Genomic DNA, 25097 nt, shown 5'->3' on the forward strand with positions numbered 1-25097 from the left:
AGGGCCCCTCATAATCCTTTGATGTTGTTATATGCACTGGTAATCCCCCCTGCATTCAGGTTAGGAGAAAATTCTACTTATGCCTGCATCGATTTTTCGGGGGGATTACCATATGTCAGATCAAGTCGCGACTAATACAGATTACCGTTGTTAGTGTGCCATTTTCATGCTTTGTTAGCAAAGATGGGGTGAATATCGACTTATTATTTTCCATTATTTGTATACTCCATATACAAAATCTTTTACCGAGCGATAGTTTCTTAACCCCGCAATCCCATCCTCAACATGTGCTGCCCAGGCTTTAATCATATCCTTCTGCGTCATCTGTGGATAAAGCATCTTCAACACCAATTCTGTAGTCTGTAATGTCTCCCCCAGCCACGTAATTTTATCCAGTACCAGCGAGCCATCCAGCTTCTTGGTATCCCGCTCAGGCGAATAACGGAACTCGCTCTCTACCGAACGGAAAAATGCCAGCCGAGCAGCGACATTGGGCGTAATCCCTGTATATCCTTTCAATTTTTTAAGCTGCTCTTCAGTCTGACGACTAAGCACCATTCGATTCGGGAGCATCAGATCGCCTCCTTAGTTAATTCCCAGAAATAGCCAGGTTTCAGTGCAGACGATTTGGTATGTGCATTAAACACAATCTCATAAGCATGAGAGATATCATCACGCAATTGATCAACAAAATAACGCTCATCCACTTCCGTATCAGTAGATAGCAGCACTACCTGATGGCTGGCAAACGGGAAATAGTGGTTAATCAGTTTATCCCGATGCTGAGAATCCAGACGTCCTAATGGCGTATCGATAATCACCGGTAAATCACGGCCTGAGGTTTTTGCTAAAGCCTCAAGAATAGCAATTGCATAAATTTGCTTTTCACCGGCAGAAAGCAGCTTACGTTTTATGACGGATCCTTGTTCATCAATCAGCTCTACGTCAAACGTCTCTGGGTTAATGTGCGCACTAAGTTGTAAATCTTCTTTACGGGCCAGTTTGCGATAGGCTATTTCGAAATTCGCTGACAGTGTTTTCACTCTTGCCTGCGTTAATACATCACTGTATCGATCGAGTAAATTAATCGTTTCTTGAGCGTTTTTAAAGGCGCAACTCAAGCCATGCTGACTTCGGGCAACATCATGCATTTTTTGTACCTGACGAACGCAATCCAGTTGCTGTTGCTTAATTCGTTTAGCATCTTCCAGCAATGAAAGATATTTTTGCCGCTGTTTTTCACGTTGCTTATCCAGTTCGCGTAGCTTCTCAAAGAGCTCCATTAACTGGTCGTCTTCCGGGGCGCGGGCAATATTTGCAGCAGCCTGCTCTAACTGCTGTTCAGTCTCTGATAACTGGGTACGGTAAAGATCGAAGCGTTGCCATGCCTTTTTGCTGTCTTGTTCAATCGACTGTTGGAGCATACCGGCTTCACGTTCAGAGATATCAAACAGCAAATCGCCTTTAGGCTTAGTTGCCATATACTCTTTTAGATTATCGGTAATCGCTTCAGCTGCTATTTTGCCAGTTCCCTCAGAACGAAATGCAATATCATTTCTGAGTTGCGTTAAAAACTGGCTCAGCTCTTTTTCAAAGCTTTTTGCCTGTTTAATCTGCGTTTCATCAGTAATTTGTTGCAGTAAACGAGACAAAATAGTGGGCGCAAGCGCATAAGGTAGCGGCCCATCACATTCCTGACGCAGTGCTTTTTCCAGACGTTCCTTATCTTTCAATAACGCATCAACTTTCTGCTTTTCCTGCGCTTTTGTCTGGGCAAAAGCCCCCCCCTGAGCATTTAGCAAACCTTCATAACGGATAATATCTTTAGAAATAAACTCAATCCGCGATTTGGCAAAATCGGCTCTTTCCAGTATCTCTTCAGTCTGGCAGGCCAATTCTTTACTTTGTTTTTCAAGCTCTGCAATCTGCTGTTGTTGAGAACCCACCAACTGGCTGGATTGCTGGCGCTTAACAAAAATCATTAAGTCATTACGCAGTTTGGATATCAGATCCAGACCTAATAAACGGCGCACTGCGGTACGCAAAATATTGCCGGATTCATCTTCCGCCAGCTCCGCAATTTTCTCGCCATCAAAAAAGAACAGATCGGCAATGCCATGCGGGATTAATTCATTAAGAAACCCCTGGCACTGATCGTAATCCAGCTCACTGAGTGGCTGTCCATCCTGTTGCAGAGATAGGCGATCTTTCTTACCTTTTTTCCAGGTTCGCGTAACGGTAAATTCCGCTTCATGGCCGCCCTTATTATAGGTAAAGGTCAATTCGACAGCGGCTTCCTCAGGTTGTTCAATATCGTACGCACCGTTGTGAATTAACGAACTAAGTTGCTCGACATATTCCTGTTGTTGAGTGGCAAGGCCAAACGCCAGCCGACCATATAGTGCTAGACGGATCGCTGATAGGATCGACGTTTTCCCTGCACCGTTTAAACCACCAAACAGTACAATAGGTCGTGGATTCAAATCGTGTGGGCGCTTTCTGGGGGCGAGATCAATGGTATGAGTACCGTTAAATACCCGAAAATTATGTAACACTAGTTGTTTAATGAGCACGTTCGTTTTCCTCCTCGACTAAAACAGAGGATTCACTGGCATCGACAATTCTTCGCTGTAGAACCTGAAGTTCAGCTTCCAGCCTGGTGACTTCTTCCTGGTGAATATCCCGGTCGTTACGTTTTTGTAGTGCTGCTTGTTGCTGCTTAATCTCTTCGAGACTACCCCAATCCTGTTTGAGGATGGTACCTAGCTTGTCAAAAATTCCCTGGCGGCGACTAAGCCCTTCCAGAGAAACCTCCAACTCAATCAGTTTCATAACCATCTCAGGAACTACATCAAATCCCTGGGCTATCTGGGTAAGAAGATCTGCATCGCTAGCATTAAAACGGGATTGGTCGTCTGTAACCCAGTCCAGATTTTTCCCGTAAACGTCACTGTAAATCCCCGGTAAAGTGTCATACCAATCTGGCTCGTTCGGGTCTTTAAGCCATTCCTGACGGATAGCATGTAATTCGGGTTGGGTAATTAATACAATTTCGTGTCCCTGAGCATTCATGTCTCTTTCAATGGTAAGTAATTCTTTTAACCATTGTTGGCGGTATTTTAGCCAATACGGGCCTGGAACATGTTTACGGTCGGCTGTGAGCTCTTCACCATCCTTTGCATATTGATAGCTTACTTTGCCTGTGCGACGTTTATAATTACGATAAGTGTCCTTATTTACAGGATCGGTAGTAAATGCCAGAAGATCCCGATATTTGAGCAACGGAGACATCCAGACTTCACCATTTTGAATCAGGCTCTCCATTGCCTTATCTTTTGTTACAACGGTACAGGTCCAACAGCCAAAACGTGAGCTGCCGCATGATGGAGTGCTGTCATCGATAACAAGTGGGCACTCACCCTGTGCGGAAGAGTCCATATACAATGTCCAAAGTGGGCGGTTATTACCTCCCCACGGACTTTCCCACTCATTGATATCATCTGGGGCGTAGCGGAACGCGCCACGTAATAATTTCCATACGTCTTCTACATCCCATGTATCAATCGGGGTATAGATAAATGCGTTTGCCAGCGTTGTATGCCTTGCCAGCCGGGAACCATCAATTTTGTGTTTTGCAATAACTTGTGCACGAGAAGCGCTTTCACTACTCCGTGAACCCAGTACAACTATTACCTCATCAAACTGGCTGACTTTATCCTTGATGAAGCCACTTACTGGGTTGATCTTCATTCGCTCAGTACACCAGCGAAAACTACGGGTTGGGGCAGGGTAACCCTTCCCCAACAGGTTAACCCAAAACGTTTCATTGGTTTTTGGTATGACCGCATGCTGTGTGATTGGCAGACCATCGCGTTTTGCCCCAGCCTCAATCTGCAACATGGTTTTCTTAATCAGATCAACTACTACTGGGGTTTCAACCAGCGTGTCAGATGACACCAAAAACACATTTTTGCTACGCATTTCTGGGGGCAAACCCAGCAAAGCCAGATACACGAGAGTTATAACAGCGGAGGAATCTTTTCCTCCACTGTATCCGATGACCCACGGGCGTTTATCTGCGCAATAAATTCTTTGTACTTCGGCAACATATTCGGCCAGAGGGCGTCCGGCAAACTGCTCCTGATTAATAAAATCTTCGTATTCGGCCAGATCGAAGGCCTGAGCTAATTTACTCATAAGACAACCATTTGAGCTTCAAGCTCCTGTTCTTCAGGAGTGAGAGAAATTGAGAGAGCGATTTTTAGCGCATTGCAGGTAAGCTGGATAGCGGTACTGGTTTTACTCAGTTTACCGTGCTGCATCGCGCGTTTAATCAGGTCTGGATTGTTTCGGCGCCAGTTAAAAGTTTTGAGTGAATCAATTTTATCCGGCCACTGTTCAGGATAGTCGGTCAACAGTGTGTACCCCAGTTGTCCCAGCGCCTGCAAGCCAATACCGTGAGCGTGGACATAGTCCTGCCGTAGTTGAACCGGTGAAACCTCTTTTTTCGCCGCTAACTGCCAATCGGGCATAACATAAAAAATTGCTTTCCAGTATTGGGCTGCAACTCGGGTGCATTCTTCGAAGTTGCTCTCTTTGGGTTCCTTGCCCAACAAAGCGCGGGTTGCTTGTTTGATGCTGCTGAGCGTAAACAACTTATTTGAACGTTGACTGATACCTGACTTCTCCAGTTCAGTCATCCCGACGAATGGTTCCACGGACATTGCGAGGTAGCGTGCCAGACTTGAACAGGCATCACGGTGGTCGTACAGCGATGATAATGAAGGACTGGGGCGGATAGCATATTTATTCAAATCGGCAAACATTTGCTGACTACGTTTGAGCCCTTCGTCTACAAAAAACAGCACCGGGATATTGTCCTGCCCCAGCTCGGGACGAGCGTCTAAAGCATCTTCAATCGCCTTGCGGCGGTGCTGGCCATCATTGATAAGGATTTGAGCATCCATTGGTACACATAAGGTACCCAGGTTATTGGAACCAGGGAACTCGTCAAACTGTACGTCTACTGCTATGGACGCCGTCAGGGCAGAAAATACATAATCTTTCGGATTATCAAGCAAGTACCTGACCATTTCGGGAATGCGTGATTTATTAAGTGTGCGTTGTGCTCGCAGTTCAGGCGGGACGTCATTTTCATCAAAGCTGAAAATCTTAGGGATGATGCGCATCGGGCATGTAGCAATATAGAAGGGGCGGCCTGCCTGAATGCCGCGGATCGCGGGAAATGAGTAGCAGTAATCTGCGTCAACATTGGCCATACTTGAAACTCCCTCCAAAATCTAACAATGTATGTTACGTGATATTTTACGTAACAATCGGAAGGATTTACAGTCTTTTAACGTGAAATTTTGCGTACTAAAATTGTTTCACCTACAGATTTGCATGAAAAATCAAAACCCTGGAATTACTAATCGCGTCATTTCATTGATGACCTTTATCAGAATTGCATGGGTTTTGTATGTAGCGATTCAATTGTAGCGAAAGAGCAACCATGCCTTATCGCAAATTCAGGTTTGGAATGCAGTTCGCAAAATGATACCCGGAACAGATACGATTACAAACGACGCAGTGCGAAGAAATTTGCTTTTGAAGGTAAAAAAATAGGAAACTGGGACACCGTTCCGCCTGCTTATTTTGCTTTACCGTTCATCCCTTTGGTGGGACTGAGGTCTTACAGGCACAGTAGAGCTCCACGGCGTAAACCATTGCAGCATATTAATTTTGATTAAAGGCAATCAGAATATTGTCGATGGTAATTCTGATTATGGATTAATATATTAAACGGATAAAATAATGTCTTGGCTTAATTCCCTCTTAGTGGCGCTTACGTCTGTGGAACCCCATTGGGTACCTTACACCGTTATCGGCCTCGTCATCTTTTCATTTGTCTGCTTTATTTTCTTTTATTTATCCAGAGCCATAAAAATTGCTAATGACCTAAAAAAATATACAAAGTCAATCAGCAGCGTTGGAGCCAGTGCACCAGACGCCCAACTAGAACAGCTTAAAAGCCTGTTCCAGGGGCCTGAACTCAAGCATGCGTGGAATGAGTTCAAAGATTCCCTGCACCCGCAGCGTGAACTGGAGAACGGGGAAGAGAAAATCGTTCGAATTCGCGCTACCGTTCCGAGCGCCAGCTTTTTCTCGGAAGAGCAACTGGTCGATATTCCGCTGAATACTGAATTCTTCAAACACCTGCCCGGTATTCTGACCGGCGTAGGGATTATCGGCACTTTCTATGGTTTGATGATTGGCCTCAGCCACTTCGACCCCAGCACGCCAGAGCAGGTCTCCAGCAGCGTCAATAACCTGTTACGGGATGTGTTATATGCATTCCTGGGCTCAGCATTCGCGATTACGTTTTCTATCATTATCACCTGGCTCGAAAAATTCTATCTGGCGAAATGCTACAAGCAGCTGGAAAAATTCACTGCGGCCCTGGATTCCCTCTATAACAGCGGCGTTGGAGAGGAGTACCTTGCTTCACTGGTCAAATCCAGTGATGAAAGCGCGACCCAGGCCCGCCATTTGAAAGAAAGTCTGGTCACCGATTTGCGCGATATGTTGCTGCATCTGGCTGAAAGCCAGAAAGAGGAAAACGAGCGACTGGCTGCAACGCTTAGCACCACTTACCGTGAATCAGGACAACAGTTTGCCGAGCAGGTGAGTGGCGCAATTGAAAACAGCCTTAAGTCGCCGCTGGATAAAATTGCCGGGGCCGTACAGACCGCCAGTGGCGATCAAAGCGGCATGGTACAGCATATGCTGCAGGATGTGCTGACGGCATTTATGGCCAAGCTCGATACCACCTTTGGTCAGCAGTTTACGAATCTCAACGACATGATGGGCCAAACCGTTGGCGCTATTCAGTCAATGCAAACCGGCTTCTCCACCTTATTACAGGACATGCGTCAGGTGAGCGATGATTCCCGTCAGGGCAGTGCGCAACTCATTGAGCAACTGTTATCAGAGATGAAATCTGGCCAGCAGGCTATGCAGGCTGGCATGAATGACATGCTGACCAGCCTTCAGGCCTCAGTGGCTAAAATTGGGGCGGAGGGTGAAGGGGCCGGTGAACGTATGGCTCGGCAGCTGGAAAAAATGTTCGCCGATAGCGAAGCACGAGAAAAAGCGCAGGCAGAACATATGGCTGCGTTTATTGAAGCCATTCAGAACTCGGTGCAGCAGGGGCAAAGCGCCACAATGGAAAAAATGGCAACGTCGGTTGAAGCGCTTGGCGAACAACTGGGTAGCCTGTTTGGGCAGATGGATAAGGGGCAGCAACAGATTTCATTGAATCAGCAAGCGAGCCAGCAGTCCCTGCATGAACAAACACAGCGTGTGATGAGTGAGGTTGACGATCAAATTAAACAGCTGATTGACACTGTTGCCAGCCAGCATCAGGGAACGACCGAAACACTCCGCATGCTTGCGGAACAAACTAACCGGCAGATTCAGGATATGCAAAATGGTGCGGACAAAATGCGTTTGGCAGCTGAGCGCTTTGAACATGCTGGCGATCGGGTTTCAGAAGCCAATCACATTACCGCTGAAGTGCTGAATAAAGCGCAATCAGCAGGGGCATCACTTTCCCTTGCTACCAGCGAACTGTCGTCCGTTGTGGCTGATTACCGTAATAATCGCGAAGCAGTGAGCAAATCGATTGCCATGCTGGAACTGCTTGCTGCCAATACGCAGTCTGAACAAGCCACGCGTCATCAATTTATTGCCGACCTCAAACAGCACGGTGAGCGTCTGCAGAGCTATAACCGGGAAGCGCAGGACTTTATGGAAAATGTCAGTGGCGTGCTCGGGAAAGGATTTGAAGACTTCTCTGAAGGTGTTTTACGCAGTCTGGATAAAACAATGGGCAAGCTGGACGTTGAAATGGCAAAAGCCTCTAGTTTGCTTGCCAGCTCTGTCGAACAGATTGGAGACAGCGTCAGCGAGCTTGATGATGTTCTGTCGCGTGTGCGCGCCTGAGGAGTAACGGCTGATGTTTGGAAACGCATTTGGCGTTAAAAAGCGCCGCGGCGATGAAGCGGAGAAACCATTCTGGATCTCCTATGCCGATCTGATGACGGCCATGATGGTGCTATTTTTAGTCGTTATGGTGGCGTCATTGAGCTCCGTTACGCAACGCATTCAACGAGCGGAGCAAGGTGAAAAAACAAGAGGGCAGGATATATCCCGACTGTGTGAACGCCTTGAACTGCATGCCCGAAACATGAACAAAACCATCGTGGTGGACTGCCATGATAATCGCATCAGCTTTGGTGAGGCAGGGCGTTTCAATCACAATCAATTTTTCCTGAATGCTGAGGGCCAAAAAGCGTTGCAGGATGTTGTTCCGCTGGTGCTGGAAGCGGCCGACAGTGAAGAAGGGCAAAAGTGGTTCAAGCAAATTGTCATTGAAGGGTTTACCGATACCGACGGCTCATATTTGTATAACCTGCATCTTTCGCTACAGCGTTCTGAATGGGTGATGTGTAGCCTGCTCGACAGCCGCAGCCCTTTGCAAAAGAACCTTTCTGCGCAACAGCAGCTGCAAATTCGTAAGCTGTTCCTGGCGGGGGGCGTCTCCTTTAACAATGCGAAAGAAAGCAAAGAAGCCAGCCGACGGGTCGAGTTACGTATGCAGTTCTTCGGGTTGAAGGATAAGCGGGATAAGGCCGATGAGGTGGATTTCCCCCCGGTCGTGAATAAAGAAGTGTGCCAGCTGGTAATGCCCCAATGACGCCCGCTCTGAGCGCTCTTTCTCAACGCATTGCTGGGAGGCTCGCATTCCAAAAACGGGATGACGGTTATCTGCAAAATGATTTCCATTCGCTGGCCTCCGCTGCCCTTGATATGGAAAAGCGTTTTGATAAGGCTGAAAAAATTCCTTCACCGCCGCAGGAAATGCGGTTGGCGGCTTTGCGCCGCCTCCGTCTCGCTGAAGAACTCACGGAACGAGAGTGGCGGATGGTATTTTATGGACTTGCCGATAACGATCCGTCATATCCTGACCAGCCAATACTGCTGGAGGATGATGCGTTCTTTCCTGAGGTAGACGATGCCATCAAAAGAAGGCTTGAAACTAAGACGCTGAAACGCAAGGATTGGGCTGCGCTTTGTTCAAGCTATTTTGCCTACCAGCGTGAATTACCCGAGGCTAACCCTCACTGGTGCGTACTGCGTGGGCATATCGCTCAAGGCTATTTCGTGGTGAAAGCCGCGATACGGCGAGAAAAATCGTGGATGAAAACCATCGAGTTTTATCACGATATATTTACCCCGCAGGCCGGGGGCGTCATCTCCAGGCAGTTGCTGGCGGGGGAAAGTAATTCACTGTCGTCGTTAGAGAAAATTGCGCAAATTCCCGATAGCAGCTGGCTGTGGAAGCGCATTTTTACGGTGCTTTTAGCGCAACTTGACACACTTGACGATCCCCAGTTTATGGAAAAAATTAACTGGTTGTTAGGTCTGGCCGCGCAGTGGGTACGTTTTCGTGATGACATCATGACGGCGACCCTGACCCGCTATTACCATTCAGTTTATCGCGATCAGGCACATTCCGCGCTGAAGCAGGCTGCACTGGAATACTGGGATAATCCCCAATTGAAAAGCCAGCAGAATAAATGGCATCAGTATGTCTCCGAGTCGGTTGCGGCAATGGTTCGGGGATGGTTGGCAAAACAGGATCTGACACATTTCTTTGAACTGCTGCGTGGAAACGGCGATGTCGATCAGGCGCGACTGCACTACTGGCTGCGTTTTGCCAATCAGATGGGATTCACCCGAATCGTCATGGGAGCTGATGCCTGGCAAGATCGCGGAAGTGACTTTGTGAAATTCCGTGAAGAAAACAAGGGACGGTTAAGCGAGTTAAGAGGTGGACGTAGCCTCGATAACGCCATGATTATGCAGATTAACAATTATCTGTTCGTTGAGTTTTCAGGAACAGGAAACGCGATGTATGCCTATAAAATAGGTAACGCGCCATTTAATCCAGAATCAAGCACACTTGATATCAACATTCACCTAAAAAATCAGAGTCGCTGCGCTGTCAGACTTCCCCATACGCCACGAGCCGAGGGCTATAACAAAGTCCGTATAACGGGTTGGATGTTGAAATATGACGATGAGCTACGTAAGTTGGGAATTCGGTGGATGGCGGAAGAACCCGTCAAATTTATCGATAAAAAAGCGTCCACTCCTGCCTCTGTATCTAATATCAAAATCATCAACCCGCTGAGGGATACGGCAATACAGCACTTGGTAGAAAACTCGTCGTGTATCGTCAGCGATAACCGACAAAATGGCGGATTGTTGTCTGTACAGCTCAAGATGCCTGATGACGCAATAGAAAGGGAATTGTTACGACTAGGCTTTGCGCCCGTGGCAAAAGAACCGCATCGTTACTGGATACAATAATGCTGAAACGTCTGTTAAGTAGACTGACGGGTGACCGTCAGCAGATAGAGCGCCATCTAAAGAATCAGTATCAGGTTGAGGACAGTGGCCTCAGCTTTCCATTATCGGTGGTTGAGGATTCACAGCTTTGGGCTCTGGCCTCCTGGCTTGAGCAGCTGGCTGAAGAAGACTATCTGATATCACTAACAGATCGATGGCTGTTGAGCTGGGATGCTTTGTATCGCCTGTTGGAAGATGAAGAACACGCCAGCAGTTTGCCTCTGATCGGTATACCTGACGTGCTGCCATTACGCGCCAGCCTGTGTTCACGTGGTGCATTAAGCGACAGTGATTTTCGTGTCTGGATTGATGGATGGGCCACGCTTCCCGCCCGTCGCCCCATCCATTTTAGTCGTACTGGGGCCATTTTTACCGATGAGGGTGAGCAGTACCTGTTATCACGGGAAAACTGGGCACTCTTAAAAGCAACAGAACAGCTAAAGGTTCAACAAAGTCATGCTTCCGGTGAAACCACTAACCAGCTGGGATGGGCCACTATCCGCAAATGTGCAAAACAAGCTGCCGCAAAATTTGATGATTATTTAGAGAAAACGAACGTCGTCAAACCAACATCATTGTCATTGCGTTTACGTAAAGCAACGATTGCTGATACTGCGGTTATTGAAATTGAACCGCATTTTGAGGATCAGCCGGCTAACTGGCTGGGCAGTTTTGACAAGAACTCGCAGGTTCACGATAGCTATCGTATTCCTGGTGTTAATGGCGAACTCAGCCACGTCATCATCACCCCTGAAGTGAAAGAAGTGCTGAATTCATTACATTCAATCCCTGGAAGGCGAGTGGCGGGAAGCGAAGCGCTTTCGTTTGTTCGCAATCCCTATACATTTTTAGGCGAAGACGCCGCCGATGTTATCGCTCCCGAAAAACATGAACAGGCGTTGTTTGATGCCGGAATTTTCTTTCACCATTTCAAGTTGATACCTCAGCAGAATGCTGAGAATAAGATTGTGGACGTGACGCTGTTGCTTGAACCTGTTTCGCCTGTTCCGCAGCCAGAAACTACGTTTGTATTCACTGCGCCCTGGGAGCTTGAAAAATTCATTCAGCAACTTGGCATTAGCGTCGCAGCACAGATGCCTGCAGGCTCCTGGCAAGGTTATGAACTGGAGTTAAGTCAGTTCACCGATCGGCAGTGGTGCGATTGCCAGGCATTGCTGATCCGCTGGCAACAGGAAATTGAAGGGAAAGAATTTTCCGATGTTCTGGATATTGCCAAGTATGGCGATCGGGTAATAGGCATCGGTGAATTTGAGAAAATTTCCTCTCCGTGGCTGACCAAGGCCGAAAGCGAAAGCTGGCTTCCTGATGATATGGATTTTTCAGAGTTTTCAACCGAAATACTGGATGGCTGGCAATCTGAAAACGCTCACCAGTTGGATGAGCTTCGGGAGAGAATCGCCCAGGCAGAAGCCGCTGGTGAAACCCAGATCACCGCACCCTGGAATGACAGTGAGTTATCACTGGATGTAGCCAAAAAACTCACTAAAAACTGGGAAAAAAAGCTGGAGGCGGAAAGGGGGGATCAGGAACATGCTGCTGATAAACCGGGCCGTGCCGTACTCAAAATTGAGCAAAATATTGAAGAAGCGGCTTACATTAAACAGCGCCGGGATTCACTTCTTAATGCGCGTCATGCCGAGCCTGAAATTCCCCTGAGCCTTAAAGAGCATATCCGACTCAAAGATCATCAACGTGAAGGTGTGGCCTGGCTTCAGCAGCTCTTCCTTCGTTCACCTGAGGAAACCGCTGGCTGCCTGCTTGCCGATGATATGGGGTTGGGAAAAACGCTGCAAATTCTGAGTTTCCTGGTATGGTTTATCGAAAAATTTCCGCAGGAACCGCCAAGCCTCATTGTTGCCCCTGTCTCTCTTTTAGATAACTGGGAACGAGAGCTGAACAATTTCTTCCACACCTCGGGCATACCCGTGTTGAAATTGTATGGCGAAACAATCAAAGCAGTGAAATATCCCAAACAGGCTATTCCAGCTCATCTGCAGTCCCAGGGAATAAAGAACCTACTTAAACCTGGCTGGCAAGGTGAGGCGAAAATCATTCTGACGACTTACGAAACGCTTCGCGATCAGGAGTTTTCACTGGCACGCCAGCCCTGGTCCATTATGGTGTGCGACGAGGCTCAGAAAATCAAAAATCCCGCTGCGCTAATCACGCATGCTGCCAATGCTGTACAGGCCCGGTTTAAAGTGGCGTGCACCGGTACGCCTGTTGAAAACACGCTTGTAGACCTGTGGAGCTTATTTGATTTTGCGCAGCCAGGATTGTTAGGGGCACTCAATGAATTTGGTAAACACTATGTTCGTGCCATAGAAAATGAGGCAGGGCGCGATACGGAGCGACTGGAACGTTTGCGAGCGCTGATTGAGCCCCAGACATTACGGCGAACTAAAGAAGAGGTCGCCCGTGATTTACCACAAAAAATTGAAGTGGAAAGTTGTAAGCAATTGGCGTTTTCTGGTGTACAAAAACAGCTCTATCTTTCGTCTGTTGCAAACTGGCAACAACAGCAAGCATTAAGCGAAGGGATGCAGCAGGTGGGAGCAGGTATGCTGAGTTTGTTGCACCGATTAAAGCTTATTTGCGCACACCCTGCCGTCGTGAATCCTGAACCACGTTTTCGTGATAACTCACCTAAGCTTAACTGGTTGCTGAAAATACTCGGTGAGATAAAACACAGCACTAAAGATAAAGTGATTATTTTTACTGAGTTACGAGATTTACAGCGTGAACTTCAACATGCTATCCATCAAAAATTTGGTTTACGCCCCGTAATAATTAATGGTGATACCAGTACCAACAGTCACAGCCAAAACAGCCGTCAGCGCCTGATTGACGATTTTCAAGCCCAGCCTGGATTTGGAGTGATCATTCTCTCTACGGTCGCAGTTGGGTTCGGTGTTAACGTCCAGAAAGCCAATCATGTTATTCACTTCACTCGATGCTGGAATCCAGCCAAAGAAGATCAGGCAACGGACCGGGCGTATCGAATTGGGCAAACTAAAGACGTCTATGTCTATTACCCGACGGTAAGGGACAGCGAAATCACCACGTTCGAAGAAACCTTGGATGATCTTCTTCAGCGAAGACGTTCATTGGCGAGAGATATGCTTTGCGCCACTCCTGATCTGAGTGGTGCCGATTTTGAGGTGATTCTGAAAGGGGCTTAAACCTATTCAATTCGCCTTACATAACTAAACAGTAATCAATTCTATTGCAGAGGACATTGTTCACTGTCCCTGCAACTGGATTAAACGGAATCTTTGATAAGGAAATCAGCATGAAAAAATGGTTGGCAAAAATCTTTGGCAAGGCAAACCCTACGCAGAGCACCCCAGCCGGTTTGGTATTCCCGATCCCGTGGGAAATTAACCGGCAAAGTATCTATCAGTATTTATTGCCTTATGCCAAAGAGAATGAGCCACTGCCCGAAAAAGCGCAGATTCTCCCTGATGAAAATAGGCTGAAAGGGGAGCTTCGCTGGGTGGCGGGCGGCATTGATGGCGCTTTTGGGCATCATGGCGGAGGCTCTACTGCGGAAGAAACAGCAGAACAGCTGCTCGATATGTTAATTGCCGTGCTTGAACATCCCTCTAAAAGCAATATGCAAAAACTTTATGCCTTGCTCACCGATGAGTCCCCGCTTGATTACATCGATTTGCTGATGGAAAAGCTGCTGCAGTCCCCTTCACTTTCTCCGCCAAAATTATGCGATCTGATGCATTGGCTGGCAGTCGAAAGCCCCGATCGCAACCCGGTGAAATGCGCGATCGCTTTGCTGGCCTATTTTCCATCAGACGAGAACAAAACGCTGGTGGCCACGCTTGGATTGCACGAGGAATTTACTCTTTTCACTGTTGTAGCGCTGCGTAACATGCTTCCTGCAGAATGCCTTGAAGAGGCGCTGTTTAAGCTTGCAAAAAGGGTAACAGGATGGGGTAGGATTCAGCTTATTGAGCGTTTGCCGGACGATGTTTCCGCAGCGACCAAAGACTGGTTGCTGCGCGAAGGTTACTCCAATTCCGTGATGCTGGAATACACCGCCTGGGATTGTGCCACTAAGGGGCAGCTTCTTACTGCGCTGACGAACGATAATGTTGATTCCGGGCTGCTTATTGGCGCGGGTGATATTCTTTCTGTACTAATTAACGGCGGTCCAGCGCGAGATATAGATGACTATGCTGACGGTGCGCAGGCCTGCCATCGTTTTCTGGCGTTAGTGCGGCAAACTGCGGATGACAATATAAATCACCTGTTGAACGCTGGAATTATCGGCGACTTTGTTAATGACAAGGATAAAAACTGGGAATCTCTGCTGGCAAAAGGCTGGAGCAAAGAGCTCAGGCAGAAAATGAGTGATGATGCTGGAGTTATTCTTGACCAGCCAAAATGGCGGGAGAAGGTCGAAAAGGATCTGACGCTCAGTGAAAATCCACACTACCTGACGATTCAGGCCGCTAAGCGGTTAGAGATCGATTACTGGGGCGCAATTTTCGCCAGTCAGTCACTTTGTCCGGAAGTGAGTAACTGGTATGAATTGATGCAGACCGAATCTGTAGAGCGCCTTGAACAGATTCTGGCTCTGGCGGAGTCACAGCTGGATCTGCCCGCGATAGCAACAGGACCCGATACGCAAATGGGCCTGGGGCCACAGTACCAGCAGCACAGCGCGCTAGGTTTTATTCTGCAGGATCTTAAACGTTTTCCCGGTAAGGGATGGAAGCTCATCAAAACAGGTTTATGCAGTCCTGTCATCCGTAACCGTCATATGGCATTGAATGCTCTGGAAAACTGGCCGCTGGAGAAGCACCCTGTTGAATTGCATGAATTGCTTGTCGCCGCTTATCAACATGAGCCAGAAGAAGGTATTCGTGAACGGTTAGAGAAGGCTCTGAGCGAGTGTAAGGTTTAAAGCTGTAGAGGCGATAATCGTCTACTAATTATTGTAAGGCAACAGCCTAAAGGGAAGCCAGGATATGACAAAGGGTGAATACGCGTCAGTGTTGCAAAATATTCTGAAATTACACACGCAGGAGGCTATCGATAAGATTATCAATATTAATCGTATTCTTCCTGAAAAAGCGTGTATTACTGAGGTTGGCATCCATCCTACTCAGGATGAGGAAGGCATGTTTTCAATCATTGTCCACCTTTGTGGCCCGGACTTGTATCTACTTAATCAGGTGATCGCACCCTATCGGGTATTATTCGATGTGAAGTATAGCGAGGGTAAGTTACAACCGGATGTTCCTCTATTTTGCCCTGAAGAAACTAGCTTCTCGGTCAATGATTTGATTGTAGAAGTGAGTATTAATTGGGTTCAGGAAATATGGGCTCTTTCAGGTGGCTTAGGTATCCCGGCATATACTTTTGGAGAAGAATGCTCAAAGCCTGAAGGACTTATTCCTCTGAAAAGTATGTGATTTTTAGTTGGTCATCACGTGATTCTAACCTAAATACAACACCGTCAAGATAAAGATACATAATGTTAAAATTGTTTGATGTCTGTGAAATAAATGGGGGGAGCTGGTTAGGTTGTTACAACTTCTGAGTTATTAAGAAGCGCTGTTCGGTATGTTTGTCGAAGGAGGATGCTATAACAAGAGTATCCAGGTTGATCTTGCAGATGTTAATACTGACCCTGTGATAAGTCACTCGGGAATAGTGAATTTTGCCAATCGTTTAAAGAAATCCTGATAAATGGAAATTCACTGGGCGATTAGATCTCAAAATCATCTTGAATGTATCTGCCGTTTTGCTATTCAGTACAGCCGTAAGCATGCCGCAACGGCTTTAAGGTTTACTATGGACTCCGTGATAACGGTACTTACATCGTGGAGCTCTGGCATAAAAAATGAACTATGAGGAAAAGCCTTTTCGTTAAATAATATTGTAAGTGATTTTCGATATTGGGTATTATATCCAAAATAAACATAACGTTACATAAAATAGTAGAGCGTTCCTGTTGTTAAAAAGCATCTCACTTCCTTGAATATAATCATTATCAGGAGTACGTAGATAACGAGAAAAATAATAGAATCTAGCGTCGAATTAAAGTTATTTTGCGATAGTTTCTGCGTGCTTATAATTTAACTTCCTATCATTTTATGGATAAAATTCTATGTTATACCAAAAGATAAAATCGTATTTTCTTTATATAATTCTATCGCTATTTTTAATTTCTAATGTTTTTCTTGTTGGGCGCGAATTCCCTTTTAAAGAATGGGTTATTACACTCTCTCTTTTTTTTACGGTAGTTATTTGTTACTTTCAAAAGGATTCTTTTAACAAAGTAATATATTATTTTATTTATTTTAACAATGACAAGGTCGTCAAGAAAATTTCAGGAGGGTTATCTCTACTAGCTTGGTTGTTCTTTATCTCATCTTTATTTTTTCTAAATATAGGTCTCGTGTGGCTTGCGAGATGGCTTATTTTGATGTTTATTATATTCGTTGTTATTAGCGGTGTATTTACCTTTTATGACCTCGATCGTGGGAATCATATTGTCTTTAGTAAACTTAAAGTTCTGTTTATCAGTGGTTCATCTTTACTTTATTTTATTACAAGTGCATATGCGGCTAGTTATTTTATGCAAATGAGTAATATGGATGTAAATGATTCTCCGTTGCTTGAATTCGGATGGAAATTTGCTTTTTTTGCTATTTATTTTTTCATGTTATTACAACCGATTTCATACGGTATTTTCCTATTGGTATCAAATCAGTTAAAGGGGCATCAGTTGATGACTATTTTTGGAGTCATCATGTTAACATCATTACTGCTATTTGCTGTGCCTCATTGGGCTGAAAATTTTATAGTGCTCGTACTCGATTGGGCTACTAGTAGTGAATGGCATACTTCTGCAATGTGTGGTTCAGTCAATATTAGTGATTCAACGGAGCATTATTTTGGATTTAATACAGACAAGTATACAGTATATTTTTCAAATCGCGATGGGATGTGGGGTTTTGAAGAAATAAACTGTATTAAAGATGATAATAACCAAGACTCATTAAAACGTATTCTTGTAAGTCAATCAAAAATGCCAAAATGGTTTAAAGAATGATCGACTTTACAGAAACACTATCCATCAGTTAATTTCGTATCTATCCTTACACTGCTCCAGACCATTTTAAATGGGCTGGAGTTGGCTCTTTTTTTGTAATTTATTTTTTCTATTTCGAGTAAAAATAATGTAATTATGAATCCATAAGTGAATTTTTAACCGATCTTGTTTTAAGGTGATACATCTAATAACTTAACTTCAACCATGGTTATTATGAAAGAGTAATTGCATCGAATACCGAGAAAACTGTGATGACACCAACCATGAATAATCCGGTGGTCGTATTATTCATGACTGGTTTAAATAGCCCTTATTGATTTCACTCACTCTATTTACTCAATTCACGCAGTAGCCTGGTATTGATATATAGCTTTTCTCGGCCAACGCTCATTTCCTCCAGCACGCCAATCTCGACCAGCTGCTTCAGGTAGACCGATGCTGTCTGGCGTTTTGCTACACCGCGTTCAACAAGGTTGTCGATCCGGCAGTACGGCTGCGCAAAAAGGGTCTGGACAAGTTCATGAGTATAGATTTTCGGCAATTTCTCACGTACGTACTCTGCAGCTTCGGCCATCAACGATCGCACAATCGATATCTTGTCTGTCGTCCATCGGGATGTGCTCGTCACCGCTTCCAGCATAAATAATATCCATGCTTCCCAGTCACCGTTTTCGGTGACTCTGCGCAGCAGCGTGTAGTAATCATCGCGTCTTTCCAGAATAAAACGGGACAAATACAGGATCGGCAGAGAAAGCAATTCACTCTGAATCAGATACAGAATATTCAGGATGCGGCCCGTTCTTCCATTTCCGTCCGGGAATGGGTGGATGCATTCAAACTGATAGTGCGCAATCGCCATTTTCACCAGGGGGTCCAAATCATCATCCCCGTGTAAAAAACGTTCCCAGTTCGCCAGCAAGTCACGAATAGCCTCTTCACCCACTGGTGGCGTGTAGACTACATGGTTATTTTGATCGCGTAATACCGTACCCGGAGTCTTCCTTATATCGGTTTGTACTGCGCGCAATTTGGTGCAGATAGCTATCGCGGTATTTGTACAAAGCGGATATTTCTCAAGGTGGGTATAGGCGTCATAAAGCGCTGTGCGATAACGCAATGCTTCTTTGGTGGCAGGATCTGCCCCTTCTTCACGGTCAGCATACTGAAAAAGCCGATCGCTGGTGGTAACAATGTTCTCAATGCGTGAGGAATCTTTTGCTTCCAGCATCGGCAGGATGTTGATGAGTAAAGCCTGATCGGGGATCAGCTCACCGGCAGTTTTAAGCTCTGCGATTGCTGCGCGCGCACTGATACACGCTTTGAGCACACTGCGTGTTTCAATCTGCTCCAGGTCAGGCGGCAGGAGCGGCAAAGCGTTGTAAGGGGTTTGTGGATGCCAGTTCATATGTTTATAAAAACCGTTTTTATCGACATATCGCCATAGTATGTCGATACCATAAACATGTCATCCCAACATGTTTAAAAAATCGTGTTTTATCGACATATCGGCCAGATGTGTCGATGCCATAAACATGTTCGGGCCACATGTTTAAGCAAAGCGGTTTTATCGACATATACTGAGAGGTAAAATGCATGTTTTACGGCGCTATCGGCAGCCGTTTTCAGCCACATCTGTGGCAAAACACTCGCTCCATCATTAAGGAAGATATCCATGTTAAAACCCCTCCTCACCGGCACGCTGCTCCTCGCCGCATCCACTCCCGCTTTCGCCGCACCCACAACTGACGCACAGCTGGCCGATGTGGTTAACCGCACCATCGCGCCGTTAATCAAAGAACAGGCGATCCCGGGGATGGCGGTGGCGGTGATTTATCAGGGCAAACCCCATTACTTTACCTGGGGACTGGCGGACGTGGCGGCGAAGAAGCCGGTCACGCAGGAAACCCTGTTTGAGCTGGGTTCGGTAAGTAAAACCTTTACCGGCGTGCTGGGCGGCGATGCGATTGCCCGTGGGGAAATCAGCCTGAGCGATCCGGCCAGCAAATACTGGCCTGCGCTGTCCGGTAAGCAGTGGCAGGGGATAACGCTGTTGCATCTGGCGACCTATACCGCCGGTGGCCTGCCGCTACAGGTGCCGGATAACGTCACCGACGCAGCCGCGCTGCAAACCTATTACCAGTCCTGGCAGCCGGAGTGGGCACCGGGGGAAAAGCGTCTGTATGCCAATTCCAGCATCGGTCTGTTCGGCGCGCTGGCGGTGAAGCCTTCGGGCATGGGCTTTGTGCAGGCAATGAACAGCCGCGTACTGCAGCCGTTGGCGCTGAAGCATACCTGGTATCAGGTGCCGGCAGGCGAGGCTGAAAACTATGCCTGGGGCTATCGCAACGGGAAAGCGGTGCACGTCTCTCCGGGCATGCTGGATGCGGAAGCCTACGGCGTGAAAACCTCGATTGAGGATATGGCCCGCTGGGTACAGGCCAATATGCAGCCGGAGAAGATAACAGATGCGTCGCTGCAAAAAGGCATCGCGCTGGCGCAGTCGCGCTACTGGCAGGTCGGGGATATGTATCAGGGGCTGGGCTGGGAGATGTTGAACTGGCCGCTTCAGGAAAAAAGCGTGGTGGACGGCAGCGATAATAAGGTCGCGCTGGCCCCGATGAAAGCTACGGAGATTGCGCCTCCCGCGCCGCGTCAGCAGGCGTCATGGGTGCATAAAACCGGGTCTACCGGCGGATTTGGTAGCTACGTGGCGTTTATCCCGCAGAAGGATATCGGCATCGTGATGCTGGCGAACAAAAGCTACCCGAACCCGCTCAGGGTAGAGGCGGCTTACCGCATTCTGACCGCGCTGGAGTAACCTTTTTCAGCCTGCATCGGCAGGTTGATGTATTTCACGGCGGTTGGTCGCACTGGTGCGATCGGCCGCCGTAATGGTTATCAGGCACGCTCTAAATTACAGGCTCTCTGAGTTGCAATAAAAAGCCTGAGCCTGAGCCTGTGATTTAGATTCTCTGTTTTGACCTGATCCAATCGGGTGCCCGGCGAAAAGCCCAATATTGACCTCCTCGCGCAGGGCACCCGCTAATGCTTTTGCTATTCGCTATTCTCAATAACTCATCACACCAGCCCCTTCACCATATCCATCAGCTTCACCACATCTTCAGGCCGCGTGCAGCCCGTTGTTGGATCGATAATCGAGCTGTAGATATGCGGCATCACGCGCGGTACGCCCGCCTGCAGGCAGGTTTGCAGGATGATGCCGAAGTTATCCAGATCGATGCCGCCGGTGGGTTCAATCAGCGTCATACCGTTGCGTGCGGCGGCGGTGGCCAGCGCGTGCAGCTCGGCCAGCGATTTCTCACCGCCCATCGGGAAAAACTTCGCCGCGTGTGCGCCCATATCCTGCATCATCCGTACCGCCGCATCACAGGAGACGCGGGCTGGCGTTCCCTGGCTGCTGCTGACCCCGGTAGAGATCAGCACCTCGCCCGGCGTGCCGGTGGGGCTGACCAGCGCGTTGATATGCGTCTGCTCGCCGCCGGTTGCCGCCAGCGCACCGGCGGCAAAACCGCTGCCGGTAAAGGTCTGGTTAACGTGGGCCGGATGCACGGCAGAGGCGATCATCGCCGCCTTATAAAACTGCGACGGATCGCCCGCGCCCAGCCCGACGGAAACGGAAGGCACGGCGGCCGTCCAGCGCTTCACTTCGCGCACGCCCTCCTCAACGGAGGCAAACTGCGCGGAAAGCACGCCGATAACCGCATGGCCTTCGGCGGCGTCATAGATTTCCCTGGCGTTGGCGATATCTTTCGCCAGCACGTTAATCGCCACGCGCTGGCGATAAAAATTAATTTGCTGCATGTTCGGCAATCTCCTTTAAACGCGCCACGATAAGCGCCATTTCGCCCTCTGCCACCGTACGCGGATCGAGGCTGAAAACGCCCTGGTGCAGGTTGTAGCGGCGGGCATAAATCGCGATCTCCCCGCCGCGCAGCTGCGTCTCTACCTCGCGGGCGTCCAGCCCCAGCACGCTGGCCTCCACCCGGATGCGGATACGCCAGATGGCGCGACCCGCCTCATCCTGCTCGATGTCGGCCGCCAGCCCGCGAATCGCGGAAATCGCCTCGGCGGTGGGCTGGAGCTGTCCGGCGGTCACCACGGTCTGCCCCTGGTGGTAGTTCTCCAGCGCGTATACCAGCCCGACCATATTCTCCTTGCCGATTTTCATCGCCCGGGCAATGCCCTCGTGCTGGGCTTTGCAGGCGTCTATCCAGCGCGCTGTACCGGTAATAAAGCCGGAAGTCGGCGCGTTAAACGCCTTCGCGCCGCTGTAAATCACCATATCGGCCCCGCTGGCGACCCAGGCGTGCAGATCCTCTTCGGCGGCGGCATCGACGATCAGCGGCAGCTCGTGCTGACGGGCGACCGCCACAAAGTCCGCAATGCTCAGCATGCCTTTCTGTACGCAGTGGTGCGATTTCACATACAGCAGTGCGGCGGTGCGCGGGGTAACCGCGCTTTCCAGCTGCCAGCGTGCAGACAGATTACTGGAGCCGACCTCCACCACCCGTCCGCCGCCGAGGCGGATGGCGCTGGTAATCGGTGCGCCGTAGTCCACGTTGTGCCCGCGCAGCATCACCACCTCGTTCGCCATGCCCGTGCTGTCCGGCATCATCGCCACGCGGGCCGGATCGCCCCGGGTAATGGCCGCGGCAACGGCGATGGCAATCCCCGCCGAGGCGCAGGAGGTGATATAGCTGGCCTCCGCGCCGGTATAGCGGGAAACCAGTTCGCCGCTGCGGTCCACCAGCCGGTCAATCTCCACAAAGGCAGCCGCCGCCTGCGCCGTGGCCTGCATCACTTCCGGGGCCACGCTGGATACGCCCAGAATGGTCATCTTGCCGCAGGCGTTGATCACCCGTTTCAGCCCCAGACGTTGATAGATATTTTGCGTCATGATTTACAGTACCCCCAGCAGCGAACAGACCACGCTCAGCGCGACAATCGACAGCAGAATGGTGGTGTAGCGCGGCCCTTTTTTCACCAGATAGAAGTAGACCGAGAACACCGCCGCCAGCGGCAGCAGGCCGGGAGCGATCGAATCCAGGATCTGCTGCACCACCACTTCCGATCCTTCCAGCGCGCTGATCTTCAGCGGGGTAGTGATCTTCACATAGCTGGCAGACAGCGCGCCCATCATAATCAGCCCCAGCACGTTGGCACCGTAGATCAGCTCTTTGATCCGCCCGCCCTGCAGCAGGCCGATTATCGAGTCGCGGCCCAGGGTGTAGCCTTTGTGGATCATGCCGTAGCTCACCGCCAGGGTAATCGCCGGATAGAGGATCAGTGGAATAATCCCGCCCATCGCGCTGCCGCCGGCGGCGAAGGGGATAAAGATGGCGATCAGCAGCGGCATCACCGCCGCCCAGATGATCGAGTCACCCATCCCGGCCAGCGGCCCCATCAGGCCGGTTTTGATCCCGGTGATCGACGCGTCGCTGATCGGTTCGCCCCGCGTTTTTTGCTCTTCCATGGCGATGGCGATCCCCTGGATCACCGCGCCGAAGGTCTGCTCCGAGTTAAAGAAGTTCAGATGGCGTTTCAGCGCTTCGACCTGTTCCTCTTTCTGCGGATACAGTTTTTTGATAATCGGCGTCATCGAGGCGCAGAAAATCAGGCTCTGCAAACGCTCGTAGGAGCTGGAAACCTCCGCGCCCAGCCAGTAAATAAACCAGGCTTTGGTGATATCGCCCTTGGTCAGCGCCCGGCTCTCCCGTGCGCGCTCCACCAGTTCATGCTGCATTACGTCGCTGCTCATCACGCCGCTCCTTCATTTTTCGCCAGGCCCTTAATCAGGAAGGCCACACAGGTACCGAAGATCGCCATCGCCATGATGTCTAACTTGAGGTACAGCACCGCAAAGAATCCGCCGATAAACCACGGCAGCAGGCTCTTTTTACCAATCACCATAATGGTGATGGCGAAGCCGAGCGCCGGGAGAATCCCGCCCATGATTTCAAAGGAGTGGGTCAGCCAGTGCGGCATCAGTTTAAGGAAACTTTCCACCACGTTCTGACCGAAGTAGTTGGCGGCAAACACCACCGGGAAGCGCAGCGCCAGCCCGAGCAGCGCCGGATAGAGAAAGGCGCAGCGCATAATGCCGGACATATTGGCGGTTTCGGCGTGCTTATCGGCCATATGCACCCAGGCGGCGTTCAGCGTGCGGCGCAGCTGATCGAGGAACACGCCGATCACGCCAAACGGAATCGCCAGGGCAATCGCCAGGTTCGGATCCATCCCGGCCTTCACGGCGATAGGGATCGAGATACAGGCGGCCAGCGCCGGGTCCGACGGCACGTTACCGCCGGGCGTGGAGGTCACGCCGAGGTACACCAGCTGCATGCCCGCGCCGATAATCATCGCCGTATGCATATTGCCCAACAGCAGGCCGACAAACACCGCGATCACCACCGGCTGTAGCAGCATGGCGGAAAGGGTATATCCGAGGCGTAAACGGGCAAACCAGTAGTACAGGCCCATCAGGCTTGCAAAGAGTAGAGTATCCATAATGTTATCCTTTACACCTTATCCTTCAGGCGGGCTGCGCCTGAAAGAGGGGTGCAGTGAGTGAGTTAGAATTTTTTCAGGATATCGTCCAGCGACTGCGGCTTATCTTCCGGGATGGTCTGGAAGAACACCTGCACGCCGCGATCTCGCAGATCTTTCAGAATGCCGACGTCTTTCTCGTCCAGGGTGATGTTCTGGAAGACCGCTTTGCGGTTAGGTCCACCGCCCAGCCCGCCGACCTGCACATTGGTCACATCAAATCCCTGCTGTACCGCATCCTGGATCGCCGCCAGCGACGGGAACAGCACCAGTACTTTGCCGTCGCCGAGCTGGTTCTCTTTCCACGATGCCGCAAAGCTTTGATTGCTGTAGCAGTCCACTTTGATGTTCGGCGGTGCGGCCATCAGGTAGATGTTTTTCATAAACGGATCGGCGTCCAGCTCGTCGCTGACTACGGCGATGCGGTTGGCCTGGGACTGCCCAACCCATTTGGTGACCACCTGGCCGTGAATCAGGCGGCTGTCAATGCGGCATAAAACGATCGTTGCCATGCTGTGTTCCTTTTTATTGTGGTTGTTGTAATTGACGAACGTGGGCGACCACGTCCAGGCAGCTGCTGCGCCCGGCATCGACCAGATCGGCCACGCAGTCGGTCAGCGGACCCGCATCGCGGCGGTCCAGCGCTTCCAGCAGCAGGGAGGCATTCAGCCCGCAAATCACCGCCACCGGGTAGTCCGCGCTGAGCCGCGCCGCCACGTTAGAGGTGGTGCCGCCGATAAAATCGGTGAGGATCAGCGAGCCGTGCGGCATCGCTTTCACCACGGCTTCCACCCGCTGATAAAACTCGCCGAGCGTATCCACCGGCATCAGAGCGATTTCCATCACGCCCTGAATTTCGCCGGTCACCATGCGCAGGCTGTTGCAAAGCTGTTCTCCCCAGCCGCCGTGGGTCAGCAGCAGGATCTGGGGCAAGGGTTCAATAGGGACAGCG

Annotated in this window: 19 protein-coding genes; 8 read left to right on the plus strand and 11 right to left on the minus strand. The window is 49.3% G+C overall.

The annotated features are described in order from the left end of the window. Nucleotides 1-213 precede the first annotated feature (213 nt). From dndE to dndB, 4 genes are read right to left on the minus strand one after another with little or no spacing between them, the layout of a single operon-like run. Nucleotides 214-573, minus strand: coding sequence for a DNA sulfur modification protein DndE (gene dndE, locus JOE09_RS17075; protein WP_058675766.1), 360 nt, complete (start codon nucleotides 571-573; stop codon nucleotides 214-216). Further along, complete coding sequence (gene dndD, locus JOE09_RS17080) at nucleotides 573-2573, minus strand: DNA sulfur modification protein DndD (protein WP_001577626.1); 2001 nt, start codon at nucleotides 2571-2573, stop codon at nucleotides 573-575. The genes dndE and dndD overlap by 1 nt, the downstream gene beginning before the upstream one ends. Continuing rightward, the gene (gene dndC, locus JOE09_RS17085; protein ID WP_205066585.1) at nucleotides 2563-4197 is read right to left on the minus strand and encodes a DNA phosphorothioation system sulfurtransferase DndC; all 1635 of its coding nucleotides are present in this window, start codon (nucleotides 4195-4197) and stop codon (nucleotides 2563-2565) included. Before dndC ends, dndD begins: the two co-directional genes overlap by 11 nt. After that, nucleotides 4194-5279, minus strand: coding sequence for a DNA sulfur modification protein DndB (gene dndB, locus JOE09_RS17090; protein WP_205066586.1), 1086 nt, complete (start codon nucleotides 5277-5279; stop codon nucleotides 4194-4196). Before dndB ends, dndC begins: the two co-directional genes overlap by 4 nt. 535 nt (nucleotides 5280-5814) lie before the next feature. Between dndB and zorA1 the strand changes: the two genes are divergently transcribed. The 7 genes from zorA1 (at nucleotide 5815) to JOE09_RS17125 (ending at nucleotide 17578) form a co-directional block, all read left to right on the plus strand. Further along, entirely contained in the window at nucleotides 5815-8004 is a 2190-nt protein-coding gene (gene zorA1, locus JOE09_RS17095; protein WP_205066587.1) for a type I Zorya anti-phage system protein ZorA1, read from the plus strand. A gap of 13 nt (nucleotides 8005-8017) precedes the next feature. Continuing rightward, the gene (zorB1, locus tag JOE09_RS17100; RefSeq protein ID WP_200547089.1) at nucleotides 8018-8758 is read left to right on the plus strand and encodes a type I Zorya anti-phage system protein ZorB1; all 741 of its coding nucleotides are present in this window, start codon (nucleotides 8018-8020) and stop codon (nucleotides 8756-8758) included. Continuing rightward, nucleotides 8755-10437: a type I Zorya anti-phage system protein ZorC gene (gene zorC / locus JOE09_RS17105; protein WP_205066588.1), complete on the plus strand. Its 1683-nt coding sequence runs from the start codon at nucleotides 8755-8757 to the stop codon at nucleotides 10435-10437. Before zorB1 ends, zorC begins: the two co-directional genes overlap by 4 nt. Further along, a complete protein-coding gene (zorD, locus tag JOE09_RS17110; protein ID WP_205066589.1) occupies nucleotides 10437-13679 on the plus strand; it encodes a type I Zorya anti-phage system protein ZorD in 3243 nt (1080 codons plus the stop codon). The genes zorC and zorD overlap by 1 nt, the downstream gene beginning before the upstream one ends. Before the next feature lie 110 nt (nucleotides 13680-13789). After that, nucleotides 13790-15421 carry a hypothetical protein gene (locus JOE09_RS17115; RefSeq protein WP_205066590.1) on the plus strand — a complete coding sequence of 544 codons (1632 nt, stop codon included), beginning with the start codon at nucleotides 13790-13792 and terminating at the stop codon, nucleotides 15419-15421. Between the two features lie 64 nt (nucleotides 15422-15485). Further along, nucleotides 15486-15932 carry a DUF6389 family protein gene (locus tag JOE09_RS17120; RefSeq protein WP_205066591.1) on the plus strand — a complete coding sequence of 149 codons (447 nt, stop codon included), beginning with the start codon at nucleotides 15486-15488 and terminating at the stop codon, nucleotides 15930-15932. Nucleotides 15933-16630: 698 nt separating this feature from the next. Continuing rightward, the gene (locus JOE09_RS17125; protein ID WP_205066592.1) at nucleotides 16631-17578 is read left to right on the plus strand and encodes a hypothetical protein; all 948 of its coding nucleotides are present in this window, start codon (nucleotides 16631-16633) and stop codon (nucleotides 17576-17578) included. A 328-nt stretch (nucleotides 17579-17906) separates the two neighbouring features. On the opposite strand, the gene fic is transcribed toward JOE09_RS17125, so the two are convergent. Then, a complete protein-coding gene (gene fic, locus JOE09_RS17130; RefSeq protein ID WP_205066593.1) occupies nucleotides 17907-18983 on the minus strand; it encodes a protein adenylyltransferase Fic in 1077 nt (358 codons plus the stop codon). A 267-nt stretch (nucleotides 18984-19250) separates the two neighbouring features. Between fic and ampC the strand changes: the two genes are divergently transcribed. Beyond that, nucleotides 19251-20396: a CMY2/MIR/ACT/EC family class C beta-lactamase gene (gene ampC / locus JOE09_RS17135; RefSeq protein ID WP_205066594.1), complete on the plus strand. Its 1146-nt coding sequence runs from the start codon at nucleotides 19251-19253 to the stop codon at nucleotides 20394-20396. A 260-nt stretch (nucleotides 20397-20656) separates the two neighbouring features. On the opposite strand, the gene dagF is transcribed toward ampC, so the two are convergent. The 6 genes from dagF to JOE09_RS17165 all read right to left on the minus strand — a co-directional run bounded on the left by dagF (nucleotide 20657) and on the right by JOE09_RS17165 (nucleotide 25087). Continuing rightward, complete coding sequence (gene dagF, locus JOE09_RS17140) at nucleotides 20657-21400, minus strand: 2-dehydro-3-deoxy-phosphogluconate aldolase (protein WP_205066595.1); 744 nt, start codon at nucleotides 21398-21400, stop codon at nucleotides 20657-20659. Further along, nucleotides 21387-22496 carry a D-glucosaminate-6-phosphate ammonia lyase gene (gene dgaE / locus JOE09_RS17145; RefSeq protein WP_205066596.1) on the minus strand — a complete coding sequence of 370 codons (1110 nt, stop codon included), beginning with the start codon at nucleotides 22494-22496 and terminating at the stop codon, nucleotides 21387-21389. Before dgaE ends, dagF begins: the two co-directional genes overlap by 14 nt. Nucleotides 22497-22499: 3 nt before the next feature. Continuing rightward, nucleotides 22500-23360, minus strand: coding sequence for a PTS system mannose/fructose/sorbose family transporter subunit IID (locus tag JOE09_RS17150; RefSeq protein ID WP_200547103.1), 861 nt, complete (start codon nucleotides 23358-23360; stop codon nucleotides 22500-22502). Beyond that, nucleotides 23357-24106 (minus strand): PTS mannose/fructose/sorbose/N-acetylgalactosamine transporter subunit IIC, encoded by a 750-nt coding sequence (locus JOE09_RS17155; protein ID WP_105593015.1) that lies wholly within the window; start codon nucleotides 24104-24106, stop codon nucleotides 23357-23359. The genes JOE09_RS17150 and JOE09_RS17155 overlap by 4 nt, the downstream gene beginning before the upstream one ends. A gap of 65 nt (nucleotides 24107-24171) precedes the next feature. Further along, complete coding sequence (locus JOE09_RS17160) at nucleotides 24172-24657, minus strand: PTS sugar transporter subunit IIB (protein WP_105593016.1); 486 nt, start codon at nucleotides 24655-24657, stop codon at nucleotides 24172-24174. Between the two features lie 13 nt (nucleotides 24658-24670). Continuing rightward, nucleotides 24671-25087 carry a PTS sugar transporter subunit IIA gene (locus JOE09_RS17165; RefSeq protein ID WP_338049369.1) on the minus strand — a complete coding sequence of 139 codons (417 nt, stop codon included), beginning with the start codon at nucleotides 25085-25087 and terminating at the stop codon, nucleotides 24671-24673. Between the last annotated feature and the right edge of the window lie 10 nt (nucleotides 25088-25097).

The sequence above is a fragment of the Pantoea coffeiphila genome, assembly GCF_016909495.1.
Lineage (GTDB): Bacteria > Pseudomonadota > Gammaproteobacteria > Enterobacterales > Enterobacteriaceae > Erwinia > Erwinia coffeiphila.

Bases quoted from the DNA above. Each gene is read 5' to 3' on its own strand.
- JOE09_RS17120 (WP_205066591.1), top strand. From the start codon at position 15,486: ATGACAAAGGGTGAATACGCGTCAGTGTTGCAAAATATTCTGAAATTA.
- ampC (WP_205066594.1), top strand. From the start codon at position 19,251: ATGTTAAAACCCCTCCTCACCGGCACGCTGCTCCTCGCCGCATCCACT.
- JOE09_RS17160 (WP_105593016.1), bottom strand. From the start codon at position 24,657: ATGGCAACGATCGTTTTATGCCGCATTGACAGCCGCCTGATTCACGGC.
- fic (WP_205066593.1), bottom strand. From the start codon at position 18,983: ATGAACTGGCATCCACAAACCCCTTACAACGCTTTGCCGCTCCTGCCG.
- JOE09_RS17155 (WP_105593015.1), bottom strand. From the start codon at position 24,106: ATGGATACTCTACTCTTTGCAAGCCTGATGGGCCTGTACTACTGGTTT.
- dndE (WP_058675766.1), bottom strand. From the start codon at position 573: ATGCTCCCGAATCGAATGGTGCTTAGTCGTCAGACTGAAGAGCAGCTT.
- dgaE (WP_205066596.1), bottom strand. From the start codon at position 22,496: ATGACGCAAAATATCTATCAACGTCTGGGGCTGAAACGGGTGATCAAC.
- zorB1 (WP_200547089.1), top strand. From the start codon at position 8,018: ATGTTTGGAAACGCATTTGGCGTTAAAAAGCGCCGCGGCGATGAAGCG.
- JOE09_RS17125 (WP_205066592.1), top strand. From the start codon at position 16,631: ATGTTATACCAAAAGATAAAATCGTATTTTCTTTATATAATTCTATCG.
- zorC (WP_205066588.1), top strand. From the start codon at position 8,755: ATGACGCCCGCTCTGAGCGCTCTTTCTCAACGCATTGCTGGGAGGCTC.
- zorD (WP_205066589.1), top strand. From the start codon at position 10,437: ATGCTGAAACGTCTGTTAAGTAGACTGACGGGTGACCGTCAGCAGATA.
- dndC (WP_205066585.1), bottom strand. From the start codon at position 4,197: ATGAGTAAATTAGCTCAGGCCTTCGATCTGGCCGAATACGAAGATTTT.
- dndB (WP_205066586.1), bottom strand. From the start codon at position 5,279: ATGGCCAATGTTGACGCAGATTACTGCTACTCATTTCCCGCGATCCGC.
- JOE09_RS17115 (WP_205066590.1), top strand. From the start codon at position 13,790: ATGAAAAAATGGTTGGCAAAAATCTTTGGCAAGGCAAACCCTACGCAG.
- zorA1 (WP_205066587.1), top strand. From the start codon at position 5,815: ATGTCTTGGCTTAATTCCCTCTTAGTGGCGCTTACGTCTGTGGAACCC.
- dagF (WP_205066595.1), bottom strand. From the start codon at position 21,400: ATGCAGCAAATTAATTTTTATCGCCAGCGCGTGGCGATTAACGTGCTG.